We start from the raw sequence: 22,528 nt of genomic DNA, 5'->3' as shown, positions 1-22,528 counted from the left end.
TTGTTATTTTCTTTTTCTCCAATGAAACGCCTTGCCAAAACCGCCCTGCTCCTCCTGATCGTGTTGACCGGCACCAGCCACCGAACCGATTTCACGGAACCGGCTAAACCGCTCGCTTCGGCGGTGACGATCAACCTGAATGAGGAGTTTCAAACCATCCATAGCTTCGGCGCGTCCGATTGCTGGTCGGCCAAGTTTATTGGGAAATGGAGCGATGAGGCCAAAAAGAACCAGATCGCCGATCTGCTCTTTAGTCAAGATACCCTGGCCAGCGGCCAGCCGAAAGGCATTGGATTGTCGTTGTGGCGGGTCAACATCGGTGCCGGAAGCTTTGAACAGAAAGACAGCAGTGCCATCCGGGATGAATGGCGCCGGGAAGCGTGTTTTCTGACTCCTGATGGCCGTTACGACTGGAGTAAACAGGCTGGCAATCAATGGTTTTTACAGGCGGCCCGCCAGCGGGGTGTTCGCTACACCCTCGGGTTTACCAACTCCCCGCCCGTGCAAATGACCCGAAACGGCAAAGCCTTTTCGCCGGGCGGAAAAGCGTTCAATCTCAAACCAACCGCGCTGGAACCCTTCGCCGATTTTCTGGTCACAGTGGCCGAACACTTCAAATTTGATTACCTGAGCCCCATCAACGAACCGCAGTGGGACTGGACCGCCGGCAAAAACGGCAAAGCCAATCAGGAAGGCTCCCCGGCCGAAAATGCGGATATTCTGGCGGTAACCAAAGCCTTAGCGACCAAACTGGCATCCGGTAAATCCAAAACAAAGGTAGTAACGGGTGAAGCGGGCCAGCTTGACTACCTCTACGAGAAAGCCGAAAGTGGACGGGGCAATCAGCTTGACTACTTTTTTGGCACGAACCAAACCGCTTCGCTACCCAAACTCCCGAATGTGGAACCGATCTGGGCGTATCACAGCTATTTTTCGACCTGCCGGGATTCGACACTCGTGGCAATGCGCCAGAAAGCGGCTCAACGCGCCAAAACCGTGGGAAGTCCGCCACTCTGGCAAAGTGAGTTTGGTGTTCTGGGCGACATCTGCGGCCAGTACAACGGAAGTCCGCGCCACACCGACATCGACTATGGGCTCTACGTGGCAAAGGTGATTCACAACGACCTGACCATCGCCAACGTGACCTCGTGGCAATGGTGGCTGGCCATCAATCCGTACGATTACAGCGATGGGCTGGTGTATATCAACGGCCCCGACGGCGGGTACAAAAACCACGACAACGCCCGGCTCGACGGGCAGGTGATCGACTCCAAACAACTCTGGGCTTTCGGCAATTATGCCCGCTTCATCCGGCCCGGCATGAAACGGGTGGCGGTCCGCATCGGTAAGGGAGCGAACCCGGTGGCCGAAGCAAGTCAGGGTATGGTGTCGGCCTACAAAGATGCTGCGCGTAAACAGCTTGTGCTGGTTTGCATCAACATGACCTCCGACGCCCTGACCGTACCCCTTAGCGGAGTAAAAATCCGGAACGGACGCCTGGCTGGTTATACCACCTCCGCCACCCAAACCCTAACGAAATCCACCGTACGGGCCGATCAAGTTCGACTGGAACCCAAGTCGGTCGTTACGCTGGTGGGGACGTATCAATAATCAGTGAATACCGCCAAATCAGTTTTTCTTTTTGGCGCGCATTTCCGGGAGCGTCTGTCCGGTATCGCCCTGGGCTGCTTGTGGTGCATCCAGCGAATTGGTGGTCGTGTCGCCCTGAATTCCCATAATGCTCGTATCATTCGCCATGGCCGTCGAATCGGTGCCTGATTGCGTGCTTTCCGTTTTAGAATTACAACTCAGGCAAAAGGTTGTCGAAAGAATACCAAACCCGACAATCAGGCTCCGGTATGCATTTTTCAGGTTATTTTTCATGGTAATTGAACGTTGAGTGACTACTATCGTAACCGGGAGGTGGGCGAGTTGTTTGGAAAAAAATGACAGAATGAGCATACGCTAACAATCCTGACAAAGTGCGGTTATCTTTAAAACCGTTCTTGTTTCAATCTTGCTTTTTTCGTATCTTAGCTTGTTATGAATTTCAAGCTGACTTCAGAATTTAAACCGACTGGCGACCAGCCGCAGGCCATTGAAAAGCTGGTAAAAGGGATTAAGGAAGGCGAACCGTCGCAGGTGTTGTTGGGTGTTACCGGATCTGGAAAAACGTTTACAGTTGCCAACGTCATTGCCCAACTCAACCGCCCGACGCTCGTGCTGAGCCACAACAAAACATTGGCAGCTCAGCTCTACGGCGAGTTCAAGCAGTTTTTCCCCGAAAATGCCGTTCAATATTTCATCTCTTACTACGATTACTACCAGCCGGAAGCGTTCATCGCGACGACCAACACGTACATCGAAAAAGATCTGGCCATCAACGAAGAGATCGACAAGCTCCGGCTGGCGACGGTTTCGGCGCTGATGAGCGGTCGGCGGGATATTGTGGTGATTGCGTCGGTTTCCTGCATCTACGGCGCGGGTAACCCGAACGAATACCAGAAAAGCATCGTGCGACTGGGCGTGGGCGAAACCATCAGCCGCAACCAGTTTCTCTTCAAACTGGTCGAGATTCTGTATAGCCGCACCGAGGTGGAATTCACCCGCGGTTCGTTCCGGGTCAAGGGCGATACCGTCGATATTTTTCCCGGTTATGCCGACTTTGCGTACCGGATTGTTTTCTTCGGCGACGAAATTGAAGCCATTCAGCGCATCGATCCGGCGTCGGGCAAGAAGATCGGCGACGACCGGATCATCGCCATTTTCCCGGCAAACCTCTTCGTAACGGGCCGGGATACCCTGAACATGGCGATTGGCGAAATTCAGAATGATCTGGTGGCGCAAATTCGCTATTTTCAATCCGAATTCCGGAATATGGAAGCCGAGCGAATCAAGGAGCGGACCGAGTTCGACATCGAAATGATGCGCGAACTGGGCTATTGTTCCGGTATTGAAAACTACTCCCGGTATTTCGACCGCCGGCAACCCGGCCAGCGTCCCTTCTGTTTGCTCGACTATTTCCCCGACGACTTTCTGACGATTGTGGATGAAAGCCACGCGACGATGCCGCAAATCCGGGCGATGTGGGGCGGTGACCGTTCGCGCAAGGAAGCGCTGGTCGACTACGGTTTTCGGCTGCCATCGGCGCTGGACAACCGTCCGCTTACCTTTCAGGAATTTGAGCAAATGGCCGGGCAAACGGTTTTTGTTAGCGCAACCCCTTCTGATTACGAATTACGCCGGAGCGAAGGCGTAGTGGTCGAACAGTTGATTCGCCCGACCGGTTTGCTGGACCCTGCGATTGAAGTACGGCCCAGTCTGAACCAGATCGATGATTTGCTGGAAGAGATCGACATCCGCGTCAAACGCAAAGAACGGGTGCTGGTGACGACGCTGACCAAACGCATGGCCGAGGAGTTGAGCAAATACCTGGAACGGGTGGGCGTCAAAGGCCGCTACATTCACTCGGAAGTGAAAACGCTGGATCGGGTTGAAATCCTGCGGGAGTTGCGACTGGGTGTTTTCGATGTGCTGGTGGGTGTCAACCTCTTGCGCGAAGGACTTGATTTGCCGGAAGTGTCATTGGTGGCCATCATGGACGCCGACAAAGAAGGTTTCCTGCGCGACATTCGATCCCTGATTCAAACCATTGGCCGGGCCGCCCGGAACTCCAACGGACGCGTGCTCATGTATGCCGACCGCATCACCGGTTCGATGGAAAAAGCCATCAGCGAAACCAACCGACGGCGGGAAATTCAGATGGAGTACAATGAGAAACATGGTATTACGCCAATGACCATTTTGCGATCCCACGACGCCATTATGGGCCAAACCAGCATTGCCGATTCGCGTCCTGAGGCCAAACAATACTACGTTGAACCCGACGAATTCCGGATTGCTGCCGATCCCGTGGTGCAATACATGGGGAAAAATGACCTGGAGCAGGTCATCAAAGAGACGCAGAATAAAATGGAACGAGCCGCCAAAGAACTGGATTTCATGGAAGCGGCCCGGCTGCGGGATGAGTTGTTTCAACTCCGCGACCGGTTGAAAGCGACTCAAAAAGTCTAAGAAGTGGTTTGAATTAAGGCCGGAGGCCTTCCCTGTCAATAGTCAAAAGGTTATCCACAACTGGTAGCTCCGGCGGAGCGGGCTAAAAACAACTTCAGGCCGCTCCGCCGGAGCTACCAGTTGTGGATAACCTTTTGACTATTGACAGACTGCCCTTCCAGGGCTTCCGGATTAACCCAAATAGATTCTAGTCCGTAAGATCCCTGTCCAAGCTCCTAAAATGATAAGAATCTCACGGACTAGAGCGGCAGCGGCCTTCCGACCAGAGTACTTACACCATCGCGGCTTCTTTCATCCGTTCGGCGTTTTCGGCCATGCGGAGTTGCTCGATAAAGTTGTCGATGTCGCCGTCCATCACTGTCGGCAGGTTATACACTGTCAGGCCGATGCGGTGGTCGGTGACGCGGCTTTGGGGATAATTGTACGTCCGGATTTTGTCAGACCGGTCGCCACTGCCCACCATCGACTTGCGCTGTGAACTAATTTCGTCGTTGTGTTTCTGCAATTCAATTTCGTACAAACGCGAACGCAAAACCGTCAGGGCTTTTTCGGTATTTTTGATCTGCGAACGTTCATCCTGACACTGCACGACCAGACCCGACGGAATGTGCGTCAGCCGAACCGCCGAATAGGTGGTATTGACCGACTGCCCTCCCGCACCCGACGAGCAGAAGGTATCTTTCCGAATGTCATTCATATTAATTTGAACATCAACCTCTTCGGCTTCGGGCAAAACCGCTACACTGGAGGCTGAGGTGTGAATCCGCCCCTGCGATTCGGTGGCCGGAACCCGCTGAACGCGGTGAACGCCGGATTCGAATTTCAGTTTGCCGTAGACGTCTTCGCCTTCGACCTGGCAGATAATTTCTTTGTAACCGCCTGAAGTTCCTTCGGTGAAGTCCATCAGCGACATCCGCCAGCCCATGCGGTCGCACAGCCGCTGATACATGCGGAAGAGATCACCGGCAAAAATGGATGCTTCGTCGCCACCGGTTCCGGCCCGAATTTCGAGAATGACGTTTTTGCTGTCGTTCGGATCTTTCGGAATCAGCATTTCTTTCAATACGTCCTCCATCGGTTCGCGCTGCGGCACCAGCTCATCGAGTTCGGCTTTGGCCATTTCACGCAAATCTTCGTCCTTCTCGGTCGCCAGCAGATCCTTCGCCCCGTCAATGTCGTTCAGCAGTTTTTTATAAACCTGATACTGTTTGACGATCTTTTCGAGGTCTTTGTATTCCTTGCTCAGCTTGGTGTATTTCTTCTGATCCGAAACGATTTCCGGCATCATGATTTGCTGAGAAACCTCCTCAAACCGTTCTTTTATGGATTCTAATTGATCAATCATGGGTCAAAAACGTTATGCCTTCAAATTGCCCTGTTCTCTTCAAGGCCGGGCGAATTTTGATACAAATCTACGAAAATTCGGTCAGTCAACACTTCGGTCGTACATTTGTCAACGAAACGGGCAAACCCATCGTTATCCAGATTGATGACAAGATTTCACTTCACTAAGTTCCTGGCAATGAACCGTATCTTTTCCCCTTTTGCTTTCCTGCTAAGTCTGTTGTTTCTTCTATTATTTGAGTCCGCCTGCTCTCCCGACCAGAATCAGAATACGAAGGAACTGGCGCAGGAAATGAACGACCGGAAAATCAAGCGGGTCACCAACGTCCAACTCACGACCACTGTCGACGAATGGGGCAAAGCCCTCATTCTGACCACCCGAAAAGCCCTGACCCGTGAACTGACGAAAAAGCCCGGAGACTCCACGTTTTGCAACCTGGAAAACATACCGGCCATTCAGAAACTGGAAAAACAGTACGCCATTACGATCGATTTGCTGAAGGCAAAAGATGTAACCAACCCGGCCCTGGACCCCAAAGAGCGGGATTTGCTGGGTGCGTATGTCTACAACGCCCAGAATAAACTGGAGCAGAACGACAACGTCCAGAAACTGAACGACACGCTGTTTGTCTACAATTCACCCGTTGCGACGGATGATATCATCTGCAAAACCTGCACGGACAATGCGACCTTGCCGTTCGTGATCTGGCGCATCGTGTTCAATAAACGGGAAGTGATCCGGCGGGTCAATCCGAAGAAATTGAAGTAACCCTGACAGCGTTCGCCAGACCCTGTCAGGGTTATACAGAACAGTATGAAAATACGATTAAATAGTACTTCAGAAACGATGATTTTGTACTTTTAACACATTCGTATTCCATCCCTTAACAAACATACTGTTTCACGTATGAGCAATCTGAAAAATAAAGCCGATCAGGCGGTGAGCCGACGCGGGTTTGTCAAAGCCTCGTCGCTGGCCCTGGCTGGCGTCACCATTCTGCCCCGGCATGTGCTGGGTGGCAAAGGATTTATTGCGCCGTCTGATAAACTGAACGTCGCCGGGGTCGGCATCGGCGGCATGGGAAAGAGCAATCTCAACGCCCTGGCGCCTACCGAAAACATCGTCGCGCTTTGCGATGTCGATGAGAAATACGCTGGCCCGGTTTTCGAAAAATACCCGAATGCCAAGCGGTACAAGGATTACCGCAAGATGCTCGAAGCCCAGAAAGACATCGACGGCATTGTAGTGGCCACGCCCGATCACCTGCACGGTGTTATTGCATCAGCCGCCATGAAACTCGGCAAACACGTCTACGTACAAAAACCGCTGACCGTTACGGTTTGGGAATCGCGCGAACTGGCGCGGCTGGCGAAAGAAAATCCGAAAGTCGTTACCCAAATGGGAAATCAGGGCCACTCGAACGACGATGCCCGCCTGATCAACGAATGGATTGCCGACGGCGCCATTGGCAAAGTGCAGGAAGTCCACGTCTGGACCAACCGCCCCATCTGGCCGCAAGGTATGGAGGTTCCGAAAGAAGCCGTCGACGCACCATCGACGCTGGACTGGGAGCTGTTTTTAGGTCCTGCTCCCCACCGGGCCTACAATCCGGCCTATACTCCGTTCAAATGGCGCGGCTGGGTCGATTACGGTGCCGGGGCGCTGGGCGATATGGGCGCTCACCTGGTCGATCACCCGTTCTGGGCGCTGGGGCTCAACCCGCCGATCACCGTCGAGGCTTCCTCGACGCCGTTTAACAAGCAAAGCTACCCGGTTTCGTCGCTGGTGACCTTCGAGTTTGAAACGAAAGACAAGAAAAATCCGCTGACGATGACGTGGTACGACGGCGGTATTCTGCCACCCAAACCGGTCGAATTTGGCGACGGCCCCGTTCCAAAAGGTGGTGGCGTTTTGTATGTCGGAACGAAAGGAAAACTCTTTCATGAGACATACGGCTCCAAACCGCGGCTACTGCCACAGGAAAAAATGGATTCCTACAAAAAACCGGCGCAGACCATTCCACGCGTCGGCATGAGTCACGAACGCAACTGGGCCGAAGCCTGCAAAGGAAACGGCAAGGCGGTTTCGCCCTTCGAATACGCCGGTCCGTTGTGCGAAACCATGCTGCTGGGCATCGTAGCACTCTACAAACAGGGCACCAAACTGAACTGGGATACAAAAACCATGGCCTTCACCAACGCCCCGGAATTGAATCCGTATCTGAAACGCGAATACCGCCAAGGTTGGGCGATGTAATTTTTTATTTAGAATAAAGAGCAGAGATAAAAGAGTAGAGACTTAAAAAAACCGTGTCTTTACTCTCTTGTCTCTGCTCTTTTCTCTCTTTCAAAACGTATGAAAAAAATTTCACTGACCGCGCTGTTTTTCCTGTCGGTTGTCCAACTGTTTGCACAGGCTCCGAACACCTTGACTGCACAGGAAAAGAAAGAAGGCTGGAAACTGCTGTTCAACGGAAAAGACGTCAGCGGCTGGCATACGTACGGCAAAACCGGTGTCGGCTCGGCCTGGATTATTGAGAATGGCGCACTGAAACTGAATGTACCGGAACGCGCCGGTAACAAAGCCAAAAACGGGGGCGATCTGGCAACGGATCAGACGTTTAAAGGCGATTTTGAATTCAAGGCGGATTGTAAAGTCGAACGGTTTACGAACAGCGGTATTTTCTTTTTTGTAACCGAAGCCCCGGAATACAAAGAGATTTACCATACCGGCCTGGAGCTTCAGGTGCTCGACAACGCCATCTACGAGGGTGCCCCGGAAAACAAACACCGCGCGGGTGATTTCTTCAGTGTGGCCAACGCCCGCATTCGCGAACCGAAAGCCGTGGGCGAGTGGAACCAGATTCATTTCAAGCTGAAAGGCAAAGTCCTGTCGGTCTACATGAACGGCTATCTCATTCAGGAACACAACATTGAGAGTGCTGACTGGAAAAAAAGAATCGCCGAAAGCAACTTAAAAAACGCTCCGATCAGCAAAGGACAGTTGGCCGGACGAATCGGTTTGCAGGACTGGGGCAGCCCCGTTTACTACCGGAATATCAAGATTCGGTCACTTTAATAAACTAATTTTTCCGTCATTTTCCGCCAAAAAACGATGATTTCCCGACCGGTTCTTTGCTGCTAAAAGAATCTGGATATATTTGTTTTACAAAACCTAAACAAATATGAATCGTCCGTACTTAGGCGAATTTGAGGAACTGGTTCTGCTAACGGTTGCCATGCTGAACGGGCAGGCTTACGGCGTGACCATTCTGGAAGAAATCGAGAAGCAGACCGGTCGCACCGTCAGTCTGAGCGCCATTCATGCGACGCTGCAACGACTCGAAGAAAAAGGCTACCTTAAATCGCAGATGGGCGGGGCCACCGCCGAGCGCGGGGGACGCCGAAAGCGGTTTTTCAACGTGACGCTGGGCGGAACCCGGGCATTGCAGGAAATTCACACGACCCGAAACAACCTCTGGAACCAGATTCCAAAAACCGGGCTGGCTTGATTCCTGAACCGCCTTTGGTTGCCATTCGTGTATTCACCTTAACTCGTCCGAACCTTGATCCCCAATTCTGTGTTCAGTGACAAAAATCCCATTTTCATGGACTGTCAGTACCTGCCACTAACCGCCACCGGCCAGTTTTCGAATCTGTTCCTCGATTATATCTCGCAAAAAGAAGCCCTCCAACCGTATTACAACCACTTTCCAACCCTGGAAGCGTTTGAGGAACAAGTCAAAAACCGGGCGTTCGACGACAGCAAGCGGCAGACCTTGGTGGAAGTTTTAGAACGGCAGTACCAGCACATTCCCAACAAACCCGATTTCTCGGTCCTGGCCCAGCCCAATACCTTTACGGTGACGACGGGACACCAGTTGAACATTTTCACCGGGCCGCTTTACGTGCTGTACAAGTGGATTACAACGGTGAATCTGGCAAAAAAGCTGAACGAAACGTATCCAAACTACCAGTTTGTCCCGATCTACTGGCTGGCGACCGAAGATCACGACTTTGCGGAAATCAACCATTTTACGCTGTTTGGCAAAAGCTATACGTGGGAAACGGAGCAACGTGGGGCCGTAGGGCGAATGAACCCGAAAGAACTGAAAACCGTGTTCGACCAGATGCCGGAAAAGCTGTTTCTGTTTGAGGAGGCTTACCTGAAACACGATACGTTGTCGGACGCCGTTCGCTGGTACGCCAACGAATTGCTCGGCAAAGAGGGCCTGATTTGCCTTGATGCCGACGATGCGGACTTGAAACGGCTCTTTGCGCCGATCATCAAAGATGAGTTGCTAAACCGTCCAACCGAGGGTATCGTTACGCAAACTACCCAGCAACTGGAAGCACTTGGTTACAAAACGCAGATAACGCCCCGCGAAATCAACCTCTTCTATCTGGACGACCAGTTACGCGAACGCATCATTACCGATGGCGAGGATTCGTATGAAGTGTTGAACACCGAAATCCGTTTTTCGCGGGACGAAATCCTGGCGTTGGTCGATGAACATCCGGAGCGGTTCAGCCCGAACGTGGTGCTGCGACCGGTTTATCAGGAAGTCATTTTGCCGAATCTGGCCTACATCGGCGGTCCGTCGGAAGTGCCGTACTGGCTGCAACTGAAAGGCCTTTTCGATCATTTCAAGATTCCGTTTCCGCTGCTGATGCCCCGCAACTTTGCGTTGTACGTCAACCCGGCCAGCGCCAAAAAAATGGACAAACTGGGTGTATCGCCCGAAGAACTGTTCTGGGACGAGGTGAAATTGCGCCGGGCGTATACGGAACGAATTTCGGGAAATTCCCTCGATCTGACGGAACAGAAAGCGTGTCTGGAACAGTGTTTTGCCGAGATTCTGCACAAATCCGTCAAAGTGGATCAATCACTGGAAGGGGCTGTGCTGGCCGAAAAAGCCCGGCTGATGCACACGATCGATCACCTGGAAAAACGCCTGAAGAAAACCGAGGAGAAAAATTACGAAACGGTTCTCAACCAGTTGATGACCCTGAAACAGAAGCTCTTCCCGAATGGCGGTATTCAGGAGCGCTCCGAAAACTACCTGAATTTCCAGCTCAACGACCCGCAATTTATCCCGAAATTGCTGACCGTTTTTGATCCGCTGGCCTACCAGATGCTGGTGTTGAAAGACTAAGCGATGACGAAAGCCGAGCTGCGTGCTGCATTCCGCCAGAAACGCCGGTCGTTGTCCGAAACCGAGTGGCAAAACCGGTGCGAAGCTATTTCAAATCAGTTTTTTACGATTCTGCCCTCCAAACCGGTTTCGGTTATCGGTACTTTTTTGCCCATCGAAAGTCAGAAAGAAGTCAACACCTGGCTCATCGTCCGGCGGCTCTGGCAGGAATTTCCACAAATTCGGGTGGCCGCGCCCGTCACGAATCTGGAAACCGGAACGCTGGAAAACTACGAAATCACCCCAAAAACCGAGTTTATCAAAAACCGGTACGGTATTCCCGAGCCCCCCACTTCATCATTCGCTATTCAACATTCAGTATTCGATAGTATTTTAGTCCCGCTGTTGACGTTCGACCAAACCGGTAACCGCGTCGGCTACGGGGGCGGTTTTTACGACCGGTTTCTGGCCCAATGCCGCCCGGATTGCCTGAAAATCGGCCTGTCGCTGTTTGACCCGGTCGATCAAATTGACGATGTATACGAAGGTGATATGGCCCTGAATTTCTGCATCACACCCGAGCGAGTCTGGACTTTTTGATAAGATCACTAATGGAACGAATTGTACGGATAAAATTAGTTTTAATCCATTAAATCCGTTCAATCAGTGGTCCTATTTCGTAGATTGCCGCAATGAAAATCCTCGCTTTCTGGTGTTGTATGCTTCATACGGTTTTGGCTCAAAAACTCCCGGCGGCTCTCGATTCGGTGATGCACCGCAACTTTTCGATCGACCAGCCCGGTGGCGCCCTGCTGGTGGTGATCGATGGAAAAACCGTCTACAACCGGGGTGTGGGGCTGGCCAATCTGGCGACGAAAACGCCCATCTCGCCGGAAACCAATTTCCGGATGGCGTCAGTTTCCAAACAGTTTACGGCGATGTGCATTCTGTTGCTGGAAAAACAGAAAAAACTCTCTTTTGACGATAATCTGCTCAACTATTTCCCGGATTTCAATCAAAAAGTTGGCAAGAGCATCAAGTTGCGCCATCTGCTGACGCACACTTCCGGGATTCTGGATTACGAATCACTTTTGTCGTCCAGTCGAAAGGAGCAGATTTTTGATGCGGAAGTGTTAACGCTACTGAAGTCGCAGGATTCGACGTATTTTGAACCAGGGAGTCGGTTTCGCTACAGCAATTCGGCCTTCTGTTTGCTTACGCAAGTCGTAGAGCGGGTCACGAAAAAACCGTATCTGGCGTTCATTACCGAAAACCTTTTCAAACCGTTGGGCATGACTCAGACCACGCTCTACGAACCCAAACGGTCGATTCCCAACCGGGCGATGGGCTATGCCCGGAATCAGGACCAAACCATCCGGTTTTCGGACCAGAGCGTGACGAGCGGAACCAAAGGCGACGGCTGTGTTTACACTTCCCTGGCGGACTATAAAAAGTGGGACAACGCGCTGACAACCGGCCAACTGGTCGATGTCGTGGAAAAACTCAAAACCGTCCAACATCCGATTGAAGGACAGCCAAACGGTTTTTACGGGTTGGGCTGGTTTTTCACCCAAACAAACGGCGAAGCATCGGAGTTTTTTCATTCCGGCAGTACGTGCGGTTTTAGCAACTGCGTCGTTCGCATTCCGCAGAAAAAGACATTGGTTGTTCTGTTTTCAAATCTGGCCGACAATCACCAGCCTTTTGCCGACATTTTGAACGTGCTGAAAGCCGATGAGGAACTATCCATCGACGTATGGGCGTTGCACAATCTGACGAATTGACTGGCTATTTCGGGTAAGCGATGGACTTGAAATAGTTGGGGGAATGATTATCTTTACACCATTAATTGGCTTATTAACAGCTACCTTACTATGGCATTCACCGACACCGAACGCAACCCCCTCTCCAGCCTGGAACAATGGGAAGATGATCTGCTGATCCGCTACCCCGAACCGGAACACAAGGCCAAGGAAGAATACCGCAATTATGATGACCCCGCCCGCGATACCGTCCGGGAGTTTTACCGCCTGAATCACACCTACCAGACGTACGATTTTGTGCAGGAAAAACGGGCTGAATTTCTAAAATTCGACAAAAAAGAAATCCCGGTTTGGGGCGCGATGGAGTTTCTGAACACCCTCGTCGATGATTCCGATCCGGATATTGAACTCGACCAGTTGCAACATTTGCTGCAAACCGCCGAAGCCATCCGCGCCGATGGTCACCCCGACTGGTTTGTGCTGACCGGTTTTCTGCACGATATGGGCAAAGTCCTGTGTCTGTTCGGTGAACCGCAGTGGGCGGTTGTTGGTGACACCTTCCCGGTGGGTTGCGCGCATTCCGACAAAATCGTTTATCCCGAGTATTTTGCGGCCAATCCGGATACGTACAACAAGGATTTCAACACCAAATACGGTGTTTACGAACCGAATTGCGGTCTGAAAAACGTCACGATGTCGTGGGGTCACGACGAATATTTGTACCACATTACGAAAGATCACCTTCCCGAACCGGCCCTGTACATGATCCGGTATCACTCGTTCTACGCGCAACACCGCGAAAAGGCGTATGAGCACCTGATGGACGATCACGACCGGGCGATGTTCAAATGGGTTGACAAATTCAATCCGTACGATTTGTATTCGAAAAGCCCGGTAACGCCGGTCGTTTCGGAACTGAAACCGTATTACGAAGACCTGATCGCGAAGTATCTGCCTGCGACGATCCGGTTGTAACCCTGACTATAGTTTGCAAAAAACCGATGTTTCCGACATCGGTTTTTTTGTTTATTTTGGTGACGACAAGCCTACTCGCCGGATGCTCCTCACCTTTATTGCGCTTTACCTCCTCTCCAACCTTGCCATCGGTGCCTGGGCGGCCCGAAAAGTAACCAGTAGTCAGGATTTTGTGCTGGCCGGTCGGCGGCTCCCGCTGGCGCTGGCGGCTTCAGCCACGTTTGCCACCTGGTTTGGCTCGGAAACGATCATGGGCGCTCCGGCCATGTTTGTCGACGGCGGTTTTCTGGCCGTTATCGAAGAACCGTTCGGGTCGGCCTTGTGTCTGTTTCTGGTTGGGGCCTTTTACGCCCGACCGCTGTATCGGCTGGGAATCACCACGTTTTCGGATTATTTCAGCATCCGCTTTGGCCGTTCGGCGGAGTTTCTGTCGGCAGCACTGGTCATTCCGTCGTATTTTAGCTGGATTTCTGCCCAGTTCATCGCCATTGGGATTGTCCTTAATCTGGTCACGGGTGTGCCTATTTTCTGGTGCATTGCCTCCAGCGCAACCATCGTGATGATCTACACGATGATGGGCGGCATGTGGTCGCTTTCCATCACCGATTTCCTCCACAACATCATCATCGTCATTGCGTTGATCATCATTGCCGTTATTCTGTATAATCAGACCGACGGGATAGCCAGCATCGTCCAGAAAACCAAGCCCGGTTTTTTCCATTTCCTGCCCAAACCGACGTTCAAAGACAGCGTCGGCTGGGTGGCTGCCTGGATCACCATCGGCCTGGGTTCCATTCCACAACAAGACGTTTTTCAACGCGTGATGTCGGCCAAAAATGAGCGAACCACCGTCCGGGCTTCCTATCTGGCGTCGCTTCTGTACATCACCATTGCCATGCTGCCCCTGTTCATTGGGCTGGTGGGAAAGCAGCTATACCCGGATTTGAACCAGGACAATCAGATGCTGATTCCGAACATGGTGTTGCGACAAGCCAACATGCCGTTGCAAATTCTCTTTTTCGGCGCCTTGTTATCGGCCATTCTCAGCGTATCAAGTGGGGCGATTTTGGCACCGGCCACGGTTTTTGGCGAGAACATTTACCGGTTTTTCAAGCCCGACATCAGCGACAAAACGCTGCTGCTCACCATCCGGCTGGCGGTGGCGGTGATCACCCTCATTTGCGTCTGGATGACCGCAGCCCGCGACGTCAACATTTTCGAACTGGTCGGCGAGTCGTCGGCGTTTAGTCTGGTGTCGTTATTTGTGCCGCTCACGGCCGGTTTATACTGGAAACCAGCCAACACGCTGGGCTGTCTGTTGTCAATGGTGGGCGGAATCGTTGTCTGGCTAACCTGTCTGGCCATTGAAACGGAGTACCCGGCCCTGGTCTATGGTTTACTGGCCAGTATAGCAGGCATGGTTCTGGGGGTGATGATTGCCCCTAAATCCCCTGAAGGGGACTTGGACGCAGCTTATCCAGATTTAAAAGTCCCCTTCAGGGGATTTAGGGGCAATCAAAAAAACGCCTGATCGATTTTCCCGATGTATTCCAGATTGGTCTGCGACGTCAGCCAGCGCTGAATCTGTCGCCCGACATTCGGATACAGATTCAAATCGTCCAATTCGCCAACCGGCTTCCAGCTAACGGCCAGTGCCGTGGTTTCTTCCGGGTTGATGCGGGGAATACCGCCAATCAGTTGGCTCACAAATACCACGTGCAACACATCCTCTTTGGTTTCCGAACCGTGGGTCGGGGGGAAAATCACTTCGCCAACAAACGCGATGGGTCCGACTTCCACATCGATACCCAATTCTTCCTGCAACTCGCGCATCACCGTCAGATCCAGGGTTTCGCCCTGGTCGGGATTGCCGCCGGGCAGGGCATACACGTCCGTGTCACCATACCGGTAATGCATCAGCAGTAAATGATTATTCTCGATCAGGAGCACCGCAGGCCGTACTTTCATAACTCAGGAAGAAATTGATGGAACATGAACAGTAAAGTACAACAAAACCGATACTTTTGGCACTGTAATTTAACCTTGTGTAATGAAAACGATTGTAAAGTTCCTCAGCATTCTGTGCGTATTGACCGGTCTGGCAACTACGACCGCAAACGCCAAAGATGCGATTCTGGTTTTTTCGAAAACCGCAGGCTTCCGGCACAAGTCCATCGAAGTGGGTAAAATGAGTATTGTGAAGTTGGGGCAGGAAAACGGTTTCAGCGTCGATACGACCGAAAATGCGGCTCTTTTTACACCCGACAACCTGAAAAAATACAAGGCCGTCGTTTTTCTGAGCACAACCGGCGATATTCTGAACGCTGAACAACAGGCGGCTTTTGAACAATATATCAAAAAAGGGGGCGGTTTTGTCGGGATTCACGCGGCAGCCGACACCGAATACGAATGGCCTTGGTACAACCAATTGGTGGGGGCTTACTTCCTGAGCCACCCCAAACAACAGAACGCCGAAATCGAAATTGTGGATAAAAAACACCTTTCAACCAAAGCGCTGCCCGACCGCTGGAAACGCTACGACGAGTGGTACAACTACAAAAGCATTGTGCCGGGCCTGAAAATTCTGGGAAAACTGGATGAGAAAACCTACGAAGGTGGCAAAAACGGTGATAATCACCCATTCATCTGGTACCGCGAATTCGACGGCGGCCGGTCGTTCTACACCGGTGGGGGCCACACGGACGAATCCTACAGCGACGCCCAATTCCTGACGCACATCCTGGGGGGGATTAAGTACGCGATGGGAAAGAAGAAGTAAAAAGAGAGTTATTTCGCAGAGTTGAGCGGAGGAAATCAGAGTTTATCAGAGTTTTCTCTGCGTACCTCTGATGTTCTCTGCTCAACTCTGCGAAATAACTTATACTATTTTAATCCGACGCCCGGTTTCAGCCGCCTGGTACGTTGCCTGGATGATTTTCACATCCTGCATTCCCTCTTCGCCCGTGATGTGCTTCGGCAGTTGTTTACCGTCGATCAGATCCTTGCAAATACCGTCCATGTGCATCGCCTGGTGATTGACCACCGGTTTATCGATCGGACCTTTGCTGGTCATCCCTTTCAGCGGACCGTAGCCATAGGCAGGGCGCAACTCGAACCAGCCATTTTCGGCCGACGCATACAACCGCTCGACGCCCGCAGCGTAACTGGTAGTCGACGTTGAGGTGATACCGTTCGGAAATTCGAACTGCCAGTACATTGTCTCCTCCACATCCTTGAATTTCTGTGGGTCGGTTTTGGGTGCAAACTGGGCCGTTACCGAGATGGGTTCCAAACCCGTTACCAGCCGCACACCCTGAATGGCGTAGATGCCCACGTCCATCATCGGGCCACCCCCCGCCATCGCTTTTTTGAGCCGCCACTGATTCGGATCACCGGCCTTAAAACCGTCGCTGGCTTCCAGAAATTTCAGGTTGCCGAATACTTTCTCCCGACCCAGCCGCATCATCTCCTGCGTGAAAGGTTCATAATGAAGCCGATAGCCAATGGCCAGTTGCACATTGGCCTTCTTGCAGGCATCGATCATGTCCTGACAATCTTTCACCGTAATCGCCATCGGTTTTTCGCAGATCACATGCTTGCCAGCTTTGGCCGCCCGAATCACGTATTCCGCGTGCATTGAATTCGGCAAAACGACGTAAACCACATCAATATCCTTGTTGTCGATGATGCGGTCAAACGTTTTGTAGTCGTACACATTCGCTTTCGGAATGTTGTACTTAGCCATCCATTCTTCTGCTTTGGTAGGTGTTCCAGTCACAATACCGGCCAGCCGAACGTGCTGCGTTTGTTGCAGAGCCGGAGCCAGTTGATTCTTGGCATACCCTCCCAGGCCGACCAGCGCCATACCCAATTTACGGCCCTGCCGCAGCGGTTCGCCGAGATGCGAAACGAGGGTGTTGATGCGGGAAAATTCATCCTGCTGCGCCAGATTAGCGGCATACCCCGCTAAGGGCGAAGCGAGTGCCGAAGCACCAATGCCCTTTGAAAGCTTTTGTAAAAAATCACGACGGTTGGAGTTCATCATAGAGAAGAGAGAAATGAGACAAGAGAGTAAAGACTAAAAAAGTCATAAGTTGTATGTCTCTACTCTCTTGTCTAATCTCTCTTGTCTGAATACCTATTCCGCTTTGATCGAAATCCGGATGTCGGTATTTCGCCCCTTGTCGTCGGCACAGGAAATTTTCAGCGAACCGGGTTGCGGACTGAAGAAAACGCCCTCCGTTGGGGCGGCTTTTCGGTAAAGTTTATCGTTCAGATACCAGTAAACCAGTTTCACTTCATTGTCGGCCTGACAGCTCAGTTGCAACTGCTGTGGTTGGTGCGGATTGATAAAATATTCACTGCCATCGTTCGGACTCACAATTTGCGGCCCCTGTTGGGCAAATACCCGCGTGCAGGCCGGGTTGTGGGGCGGTATTTTCAGGTACGGAATCCGACGACTTTCGTAAAAAGCAATCAACTCCGGCGCCAGATTCGGGTAAAACCGTTGAACGGCAGGATCGGATTCCGAACCGGTATTTTCGGGCAAACAATGGGCGCAGTACGACACGGTTCCGGCCGGGTTGGTCCAGACGGTTTTCTGGTGTTGGCAACGGCGGTAGGGCGAAACGCCCATAATGGCATAATCAACGATTTTATGCGCACAGAATTCACCCGGCACATCGCCGGTTTCCGCGCAGACTTGCCGCATCGACAGACTCTTCGGCATTCGGAACCAGCCGCTGGTCGAGTTATAGTCGATGGCGTTGAAAATACTGAATAACAACGGGGTAGCAATGTTGGCTCCGCTCAGTTCCGGTACGCCCTCGCCCGAAAAATTACCGACCCAAACGCCGACCGTATACCGCTTGTTGTAGCCGATGCTCCAGGCATCCCGCCGACCGTAGGACGTACCGGTTTTCCAGGCGATGCGCGGCAAATGGTAGCTATTGTCAAAGTTATTCGGCAAATCCGGGCGGGTAATTTGGGTAAGCGTATTAGTAATCAAAAAGGCAGCATCCTCCGAAATCAGGCGGCTTTTTTTCGCGGGATTTTCAGTCGAATGGGGAGCTATAAAGTTGAGATTGCTCATCTGACCGCCGTTGGCAAAAGCCGCAAACAGCCTCGTCAGTTCTTCCAGCGTGACACCACAACCGCCCAGAATGACCGACAAACCCAGCCCTTTCGACTGTTTTTTGATGGTTTCAAAACCAGCTTTTTTCAAATAATTAATAAACGTCGGTGTGCCAAGCTGTTGCATCGTCTTCACCGCCGGAACGTTCAGCGAGTTCGCCAGCGCGGATTCCACCGTGATCGGGCCGTAGAACTGCCGGTCGTAATTCTCGGGTTCGTAGCCGGAAAAGCTCGTCGGCACATCATTCAGGACGGTTTTCGGCGTCATCAGGCCTTTGTCGAAAGCCACAGCATACAGCAGCGGTTTCAAGGTGCTGCCCGGCGAACGCACCGCCCGGACACCATCGACCTGCCCGCCGTCGTAGCCATTCGCAAAATCCGCCGAACCAACGTAGGCTTCGACGGCCATTGTCTGGTTATTGAGCACCAGAACCGCAGCGTTGTGAATGTTCATCGAACGCACCCGCCCGACGTAATTGGCGACGAGTTGCTCCGCCTGCGCCTGTCGGTTGGGCCGCAGCAGCGTGTGAATAATCGGCTGATCGGGCTGGCTTTTTTTCAACCGCAACGCCAGGTGGGGGGCTTGTTTCGGTAACGCCCGCCGGTGTGACTCCAAGGGTTCGGCCAGAGCGTCGGCGATGGCTTCGGACGTGAACAGCCCGGTTTGTCGGAAGCGGTTCAGCCAGCGGTTTCGTTCCTGAACGATCAGCTTGTTATTGATTCCCAGCCGCAGGGTCGAAGGGCGGTTTGGAATGATCGTGAGCGTCGTGATTTCGGCCAGACTCAGCAATTGGGGCGGTTTTCCGAGGTACAGCATCGACGCCGATTTGATGCCTTCTACATTCCCGCCGTACGGAATCAGGTTCAGATAGAGTTGGAGAATTTCGTCTTTGGAATAAAAAACCTCCAGTTGAATGGCCCGGAATACTTCAACGAGTTTGCTGGCGTACGTCCGTTTTCGAGGTTCGAGTAGCCGGACCACCTGCATGGTGATCGTGGAAGCCCCCGAGGTTCGGCGGCCCGTTGTCAGGTTACGAACAGCCGCCCGCGCCATCGATAAGGGGTTAAAACCGGGGTGGTAATAGAAGAACCGGTCTTCCTTGTGTAAAATCGTTTTTCGCAACACCGGCGTGATTTCGTCCAGTTCTGTCATTAATCGCCATTTGTCGTCGTCACTCAGGAAGGCATGAAGAATGGTGCCGTCGGCGGCCGTAATAACCGTTGAATACCGTGGCCGGACCTTTAGCGGAAAAAACAAATTCAACCCCAGCAGCAACCCGACGAACGCAATCAGGACTTTTACCCCGCGTCGTTTCCAGAATTTTTTGGCGATATGAAGTAATTTTTCCAATATGCGAACCCTTGTTTTAAAAAGCCCCTAAATCCCCTAAAGGGGACTTTTGAATCCGGAGATTCTGTGTCCAAGTCCCCTTTAGGGGATTTAGGGGTGTAAACGATTTTAAGGGCAGATAAAAATAAATCCTTTTATGAAAATACAATTTTTTGGTGCCGCCCGCACCGTTACCGGCAGTAAACACCTGATTACGACCCAACGCGGAACACGCATTTTGCTCGACTGCGGTTTGTTTCAGGGCATCAATACCGACGATCTCAATCAGGATTTCCGGTTTAGAGCTTCCGACGTCGATTACCTCCTCCTGTCGCACGCCCACATCGACCATTGCGGATTGATTCCGCGGCTGGTTCGTCAGGGGTTTACCGGCCCGATTTACTGCACACCCGCTACCGCCGATCTTTGCCAGCTCATGCTGCTCGACAGTGCGCACATTCAGGAAAAGGACCTGGAGCGAATCAACAAACGCCGGAAAAAGCAAGACCGGGCTTTGCTCGAGCTGTTGTACGAAACCGCCGATGTGGAACGCGCCCTGGAACTGTTGAAACCGATCGAATATGGCGAAACGTTCTGGCTCAGCCGCGACGAAGTCAGCGTGGTCTTTACTGATACCGCCCACCTGCTGGGCAGCGCGGCCATTAGCCTGACCGTCCACGAAACCGCTCCGAACGGCGATCCAGTAGAAAAACGCCTGTTTTTCAGTGGTGACATCGGTCGACCGCACGACAAGATACTGAAAATGCCGGAACCCTTTCCGCAGGCGGATTACATTCTTTGCGAATCGACCTACGGCGACAAACTCCACGAGCCGGAAGTCGATATGAGTGCGCATTTGCTGCGGATTGTGCACGAAACCTGCGTGGTGCGTCGGGGCAAACTCATCATCCCGGCTTTTGCCGTCGACCGGACGCAGGAGCTGGTGTATGCGCTCGACCAGCTCGAAAACCGGGGCGAATTGCCGCGTTTGCCGGTTTACATCGACAGCCCGATGGCCGTCAAAGCCACGCATTTGATGAAAGCCCACGAGGAGTGTTTCAACCCGGAGATTCTGGCCTACATCGAAAAAGACGGCGACGCCTTTGCCTTCCCGAACCTGCATTACGTGTCGGATGTGGAAGAATCGAAGGCCATCAACGAGCGCGACGAACCCTGCATCATCATTTCCGCATCGGGCATGGCCGAAGCCGGGCGTATCAAACACCACATCAAAAACAACATCGAAGATTCGCGCTGCACGATTCTGATTGTAGGCTACTGCGGCCCGGAAACGCTGGGAGGAGCCTTGAAGCGGGGCGATTCGCAGGTGAAAATCTTTGGCGAAACATTTCTGGTAAAAGCCGACGTGGAGGTGATGGACTCGTTCAGTGCCCACGGCGATTACCGGGAGATGCTCGAATTTCTGTCGTGTCAGGATGCGGGGCAGGTGAAACAGGTGTTTCTGGTCCACGGCGAATACGACCGGCAGGTGGTTTTCCGGCAGAAACTCCAGAGCGCCGGTTTCCAGAATGTCTACATTCCGGCCCTATACGAGTCGGTGGAATTGTAGGCGGTTTGTAAAAAGCGCAGGCAAAAGCCGTCTGAAACCTAAAAAAACGTAGAAACTGTAAAAAATCTGTAGCGACGACTTGCATAGAAAATCAAAACCCTGCATCTTTGCAATCCCATCTGGGGAATGTATGCCGAAGTGGTGAAACTGGTAGACACGCACGTTTCAGGGGCGTGTGAACGTAAGTTCATGCGAGTTCGAGTCTCGCCTTCGGCACAGCAATTTAGCCCGTAATCAAGCGATTACGGGCTTTTTGTTTTAGTGGGAAATGTCATTTGTGGCGATGCACAAAAGTTGGATCAAATCCAAAAGTTGTGGAGGAGGTAGGATTTTTCTAGGTTTGTGGGTTTAATCAACCCTACTTGTTTTGGACAGCTTCTTACCCATCCTTCAGTTTCTGTTACCAGAGTTCATCTTGGAAAATTTTGAATTGACTTCCATTGACCGTCCAGACGGTGTATTCCACGTTTATATTGAAGAGAAGAATGCGGACGAAAATGACCCAGAAAGGAAAAATCTACTCTCCAAAGGTTTCTTTCCAACGATAACGGTTCAGGATTTTTCCATCTGGGGTCATCAGGTTTTCCTGCATATTAAACGCAGTCGGTGGCTCAACATCCAAACCAGAAAAGTGGTGTACAGAGACTGGACTCAAGTAGAAAAAGGAACGCGGATGATCAGTGAGTTTTCCACTTTTTTAAAAGACATTAATCGATACCAACCCGAATAACATCCGATCCATTGGACGGTTTTACGGGGTTGATGGCAGTAGAATATAAAAATTTGAAAAGAATGTTATAGCATTGTAAATCTTATGCATTGAAAATGATAGGGTTTATTTCCTTTATTTTTTCTTTTAAAGACTGTCTTTCTAGTTCATAAGCAATAAAGGGAGCGTTCCTTGAGAGATAAGAAAAAGTATATTCACCTAGGCAATATTGTTTAATAAACTCGATTCGCTCCTTTATTAAGTCACTGTCAATATTGAGTTTTAATTGCTTTATAGTATTTTTCACCAACAAGGCTATTTCGTCAGAAAGTAATAAGTAGTTTGGTGTAATTAAAAAAGTGGAAAAGTCTAAGAAGATGTTGGGAAATATTATTTGGTCATTTTGCCAATCGGTTCAACATCAAAGCACAATTAGCCCACAGGAGCCATGATTCTGAACTGCTGGTCGTCTGTTCATAATCTTTAGTGATCCTT

Annotated in this window: 19 protein-coding genes and 1 tRNA gene; 15 read left to right on the top strand and 5 right to left on the bottom strand. The window is 51.6% G+C overall.

The genetic code is table 11. The features are described from left to right. The first annotated feature begins 21 nt into the window (after positions 1–21). Entirely contained in the window at positions 22–1,611 is a 1,590-nt protein-coding gene (locus ACS5NO_RS00100; protein WP_439413331.1) for a glycoside hydrolase, read from the top strand. 18 nt (positions 1,612–1,629) lie between these two features. On the opposite strand, the gene ACS5NO_RS00095 is transcribed toward ACS5NO_RS00100, so the two are convergent. Further along, a complete protein-coding gene (locus tag ACS5NO_RS00095; protein ID WP_439413330.1) occupies positions 1,630–1,884 on the bottom strand; it encodes a hypothetical protein in 255 nt (84 codons plus the stop codon). Positions 1,885–2,043: 159 nt separating this feature from the next. Here ACS5NO_RS00095 and uvrB point away from each other — a divergent pair, with 159 nt between their 5' ends. Then, positions 2,044–4,074, top strand: a complete 2,031-nt coding sequence (uvrB, locus tag ACS5NO_RS00090; RefSeq protein WP_439413329.1) for an excinuclease ABC subunit UvrB — start codon at positions 2,044–2,046, stop codon at positions 4,072–4,074. Positions 4,075–4,345: 271 nt separating this feature from the next. Here uvrB and prfA read toward each other — a convergent pair whose 3' ends face one another. Continuing rightward, positions 4,346–5,419, bottom strand: coding sequence for a peptide chain release factor 1 (gene prfA / locus ACS5NO_RS00085; RefSeq protein WP_439413328.1), 1,074 nt, complete (start codon positions 5,417–5,419; stop codon positions 4,346–4,348). 177 nt (positions 5,420–5,596) lie between these two features. On the opposite strand from prfA, the gene ACS5NO_RS00080 reads away from it, so the two are divergent. The 9 genes from ACS5NO_RS00080 (at position 5,597) to ACS5NO_RS00040 (ending at position 14,822) form a co-directional block, all read left to right on the top strand. Then, the gene (locus ACS5NO_RS00080; protein ID WP_439413327.1) at positions 5,597–6,187 is read left to right on the top strand and encodes a hypothetical protein; all 591 of its coding nucleotides are present in this window, start codon (positions 5,597–5,599) and stop codon (positions 6,185–6,187) included. Between the two features lie 138 nt (positions 6,188–6,325). After that, positions 6,326–7,675, top strand: coding sequence for a Gfo/Idh/MocA family protein (locus ACS5NO_RS00075; protein WP_421827885.1), 1,350 nt, complete (start codon positions 6,326–6,328; stop codon positions 7,673–7,675). 99 nt (positions 7,676–7,774) lie between these two features. Next, complete coding sequence (locus tag ACS5NO_RS00070) at positions 7,775–8,497, top strand: 3-keto-disaccharide hydrolase (protein ID WP_439413326.1); 723 nt, start codon at positions 7,775–7,777, stop codon at positions 8,495–8,497. 106 nt (positions 8,498–8,603) lie between these two features. Beyond that, a complete protein-coding gene (locus ACS5NO_RS00065) occupies positions 8,604–8,930 on the top strand; it encodes a PadR family transcriptional regulator (protein ID WP_138993000.1) in 327 nt (108 codons plus the stop codon). A 96-nt stretch (positions 8,931–9,026) separates the two neighbouring features. Then, positions 9,027–10,574, top strand: coding sequence for a bacillithiol biosynthesis cysteine-adding enzyme BshC (gene bshC / locus ACS5NO_RS00060; protein WP_439413325.1), 1,548 nt, complete (start codon positions 9,027–9,029; stop codon positions 10,572–10,574). Positions 10,575–10,577: 3 nt separating this feature from the next. Next, positions 10,578–11,153, top strand: coding sequence for a 5-formyltetrahydrofolate cyclo-ligase (locus ACS5NO_RS00055; protein WP_439413324.1), 576 nt, complete (start codon positions 10,578–10,580; stop codon positions 11,151–11,153). 92 nt (positions 11,154–11,245) lie between these two features. After that, positions 11,246–12,337 carry a serine hydrolase domain-containing protein gene (locus ACS5NO_RS00050; RefSeq protein ID WP_439413323.1) on the top strand — a complete coding sequence of 364 codons (1,092 nt, stop codon included), beginning with the start codon at positions 11,246–11,248 and terminating at the stop codon, positions 12,335–12,337. A gap of 90 nt (positions 12,338–12,427) precedes the next feature. Then, positions 12,428–13,291, top strand: coding sequence for an inositol oxygenase family protein (locus tag ACS5NO_RS00045; RefSeq protein WP_439413322.1), 864 nt, complete (start codon positions 12,428–12,430; stop codon positions 13,289–13,291). Positions 13,292–13,373: 82 nt separating this feature from the next. Continuing rightward, entirely contained in the window at positions 13,374–14,822 is a 1,449-nt protein-coding gene (locus tag ACS5NO_RS00040; protein WP_439413967.1) for a high affinity choline transporter 1, read from the top strand. On the opposite strand, the gene ACS5NO_RS00035 is transcribed toward ACS5NO_RS00040, so the two are convergent. Beyond that, positions 14,807–15,259, bottom strand: coding sequence for an NUDIX domain-containing protein (locus tag ACS5NO_RS00035; RefSeq protein WP_439413321.1), 453 nt, complete (start codon positions 15,257–15,259; stop codon positions 14,807–14,809). The two genes, ACS5NO_RS00040 and ACS5NO_RS00035, sit on opposite strands and share 16 nt — an antisense overlap. Positions 15,260–15,341: 82 nt before the next feature. Between ACS5NO_RS00035 and ACS5NO_RS00030 the strand changes: the two genes are divergently transcribed. Continuing rightward, entirely contained in the window at positions 15,342–16,070 is a 729-nt protein-coding gene (locus ACS5NO_RS00030) for a ThuA domain-containing protein (protein ID WP_439413320.1), read from the top strand. A gap of 99 nt (positions 16,071–16,169) precedes the next feature. Here the strand turns inward: ACS5NO_RS00030 and ACS5NO_RS00025 are convergent, their stop codons facing one another. After that, positions 16,170–17,336: a Gfo/Idh/MocA family protein gene (locus ACS5NO_RS00025; RefSeq protein ID WP_439413319.1), complete on the bottom strand. Its 1,167-nt coding sequence runs from the start codon at positions 17,334–17,336 to the stop codon at positions 16,170–16,172. Between the two features lie 93 nt (positions 17,337–17,429). Further along, entirely contained in the window at positions 17,430–19,778 is a 2,349-nt protein-coding gene (gene pbpC / locus ACS5NO_RS00020; protein ID WP_439413966.1) for a penicillin-binding protein 1C, read from the bottom strand. A 133-nt stretch (positions 19,779–19,911) separates the two neighbouring features. Here pbpC and ACS5NO_RS00015 point away from each other — a divergent pair, with 133 nt between their 5' ends. The 3 genes from ACS5NO_RS00015 to ACS5NO_RS00005 all read left to right on the top strand — a co-directional run bounded on the left by ACS5NO_RS00015 (position 19,912) and on the right by ACS5NO_RS00005 (position 22,054). Continuing rightward, entirely contained in the window at positions 19,912–21,324 is a 1,413-nt protein-coding gene (locus ACS5NO_RS00015) for an MBL fold metallo-hydrolase RNA specificity domain-containing protein (protein ID WP_439413318.1), read from the top strand. Between the two features lie 132 nt (positions 21,325–21,456). Beyond that, positions 21,457–21,540 (top strand) — tRNA-Leu (locus ACS5NO_RS00010). Between the two features lie 151 nt (positions 21,541–21,691). Further along, positions 21,692–22,054, top strand: coding sequence for an ISAon1 family transposase N-terminal region protein (locus ACS5NO_RS00005; RefSeq protein ID WP_439413317.1), 363 nt, complete (start codon positions 21,692–21,694; stop codon positions 22,052–22,054). Positions 22,055–22,528 lie beyond the last annotated feature (474 nt).

This window comes from Larkinella fluvii, from assembly GCF_051857545.1.
Taxonomy (GTDB): Bacteria; Bacteroidota; Bacteroidia; order Cytophagales; family Spirosomataceae; genus Larkinella.
The sequence above is the reverse complement of the archived record's forward strand: the minus strand, read 5'-3'. Positions and strand labels throughout refer to the sequence as shown.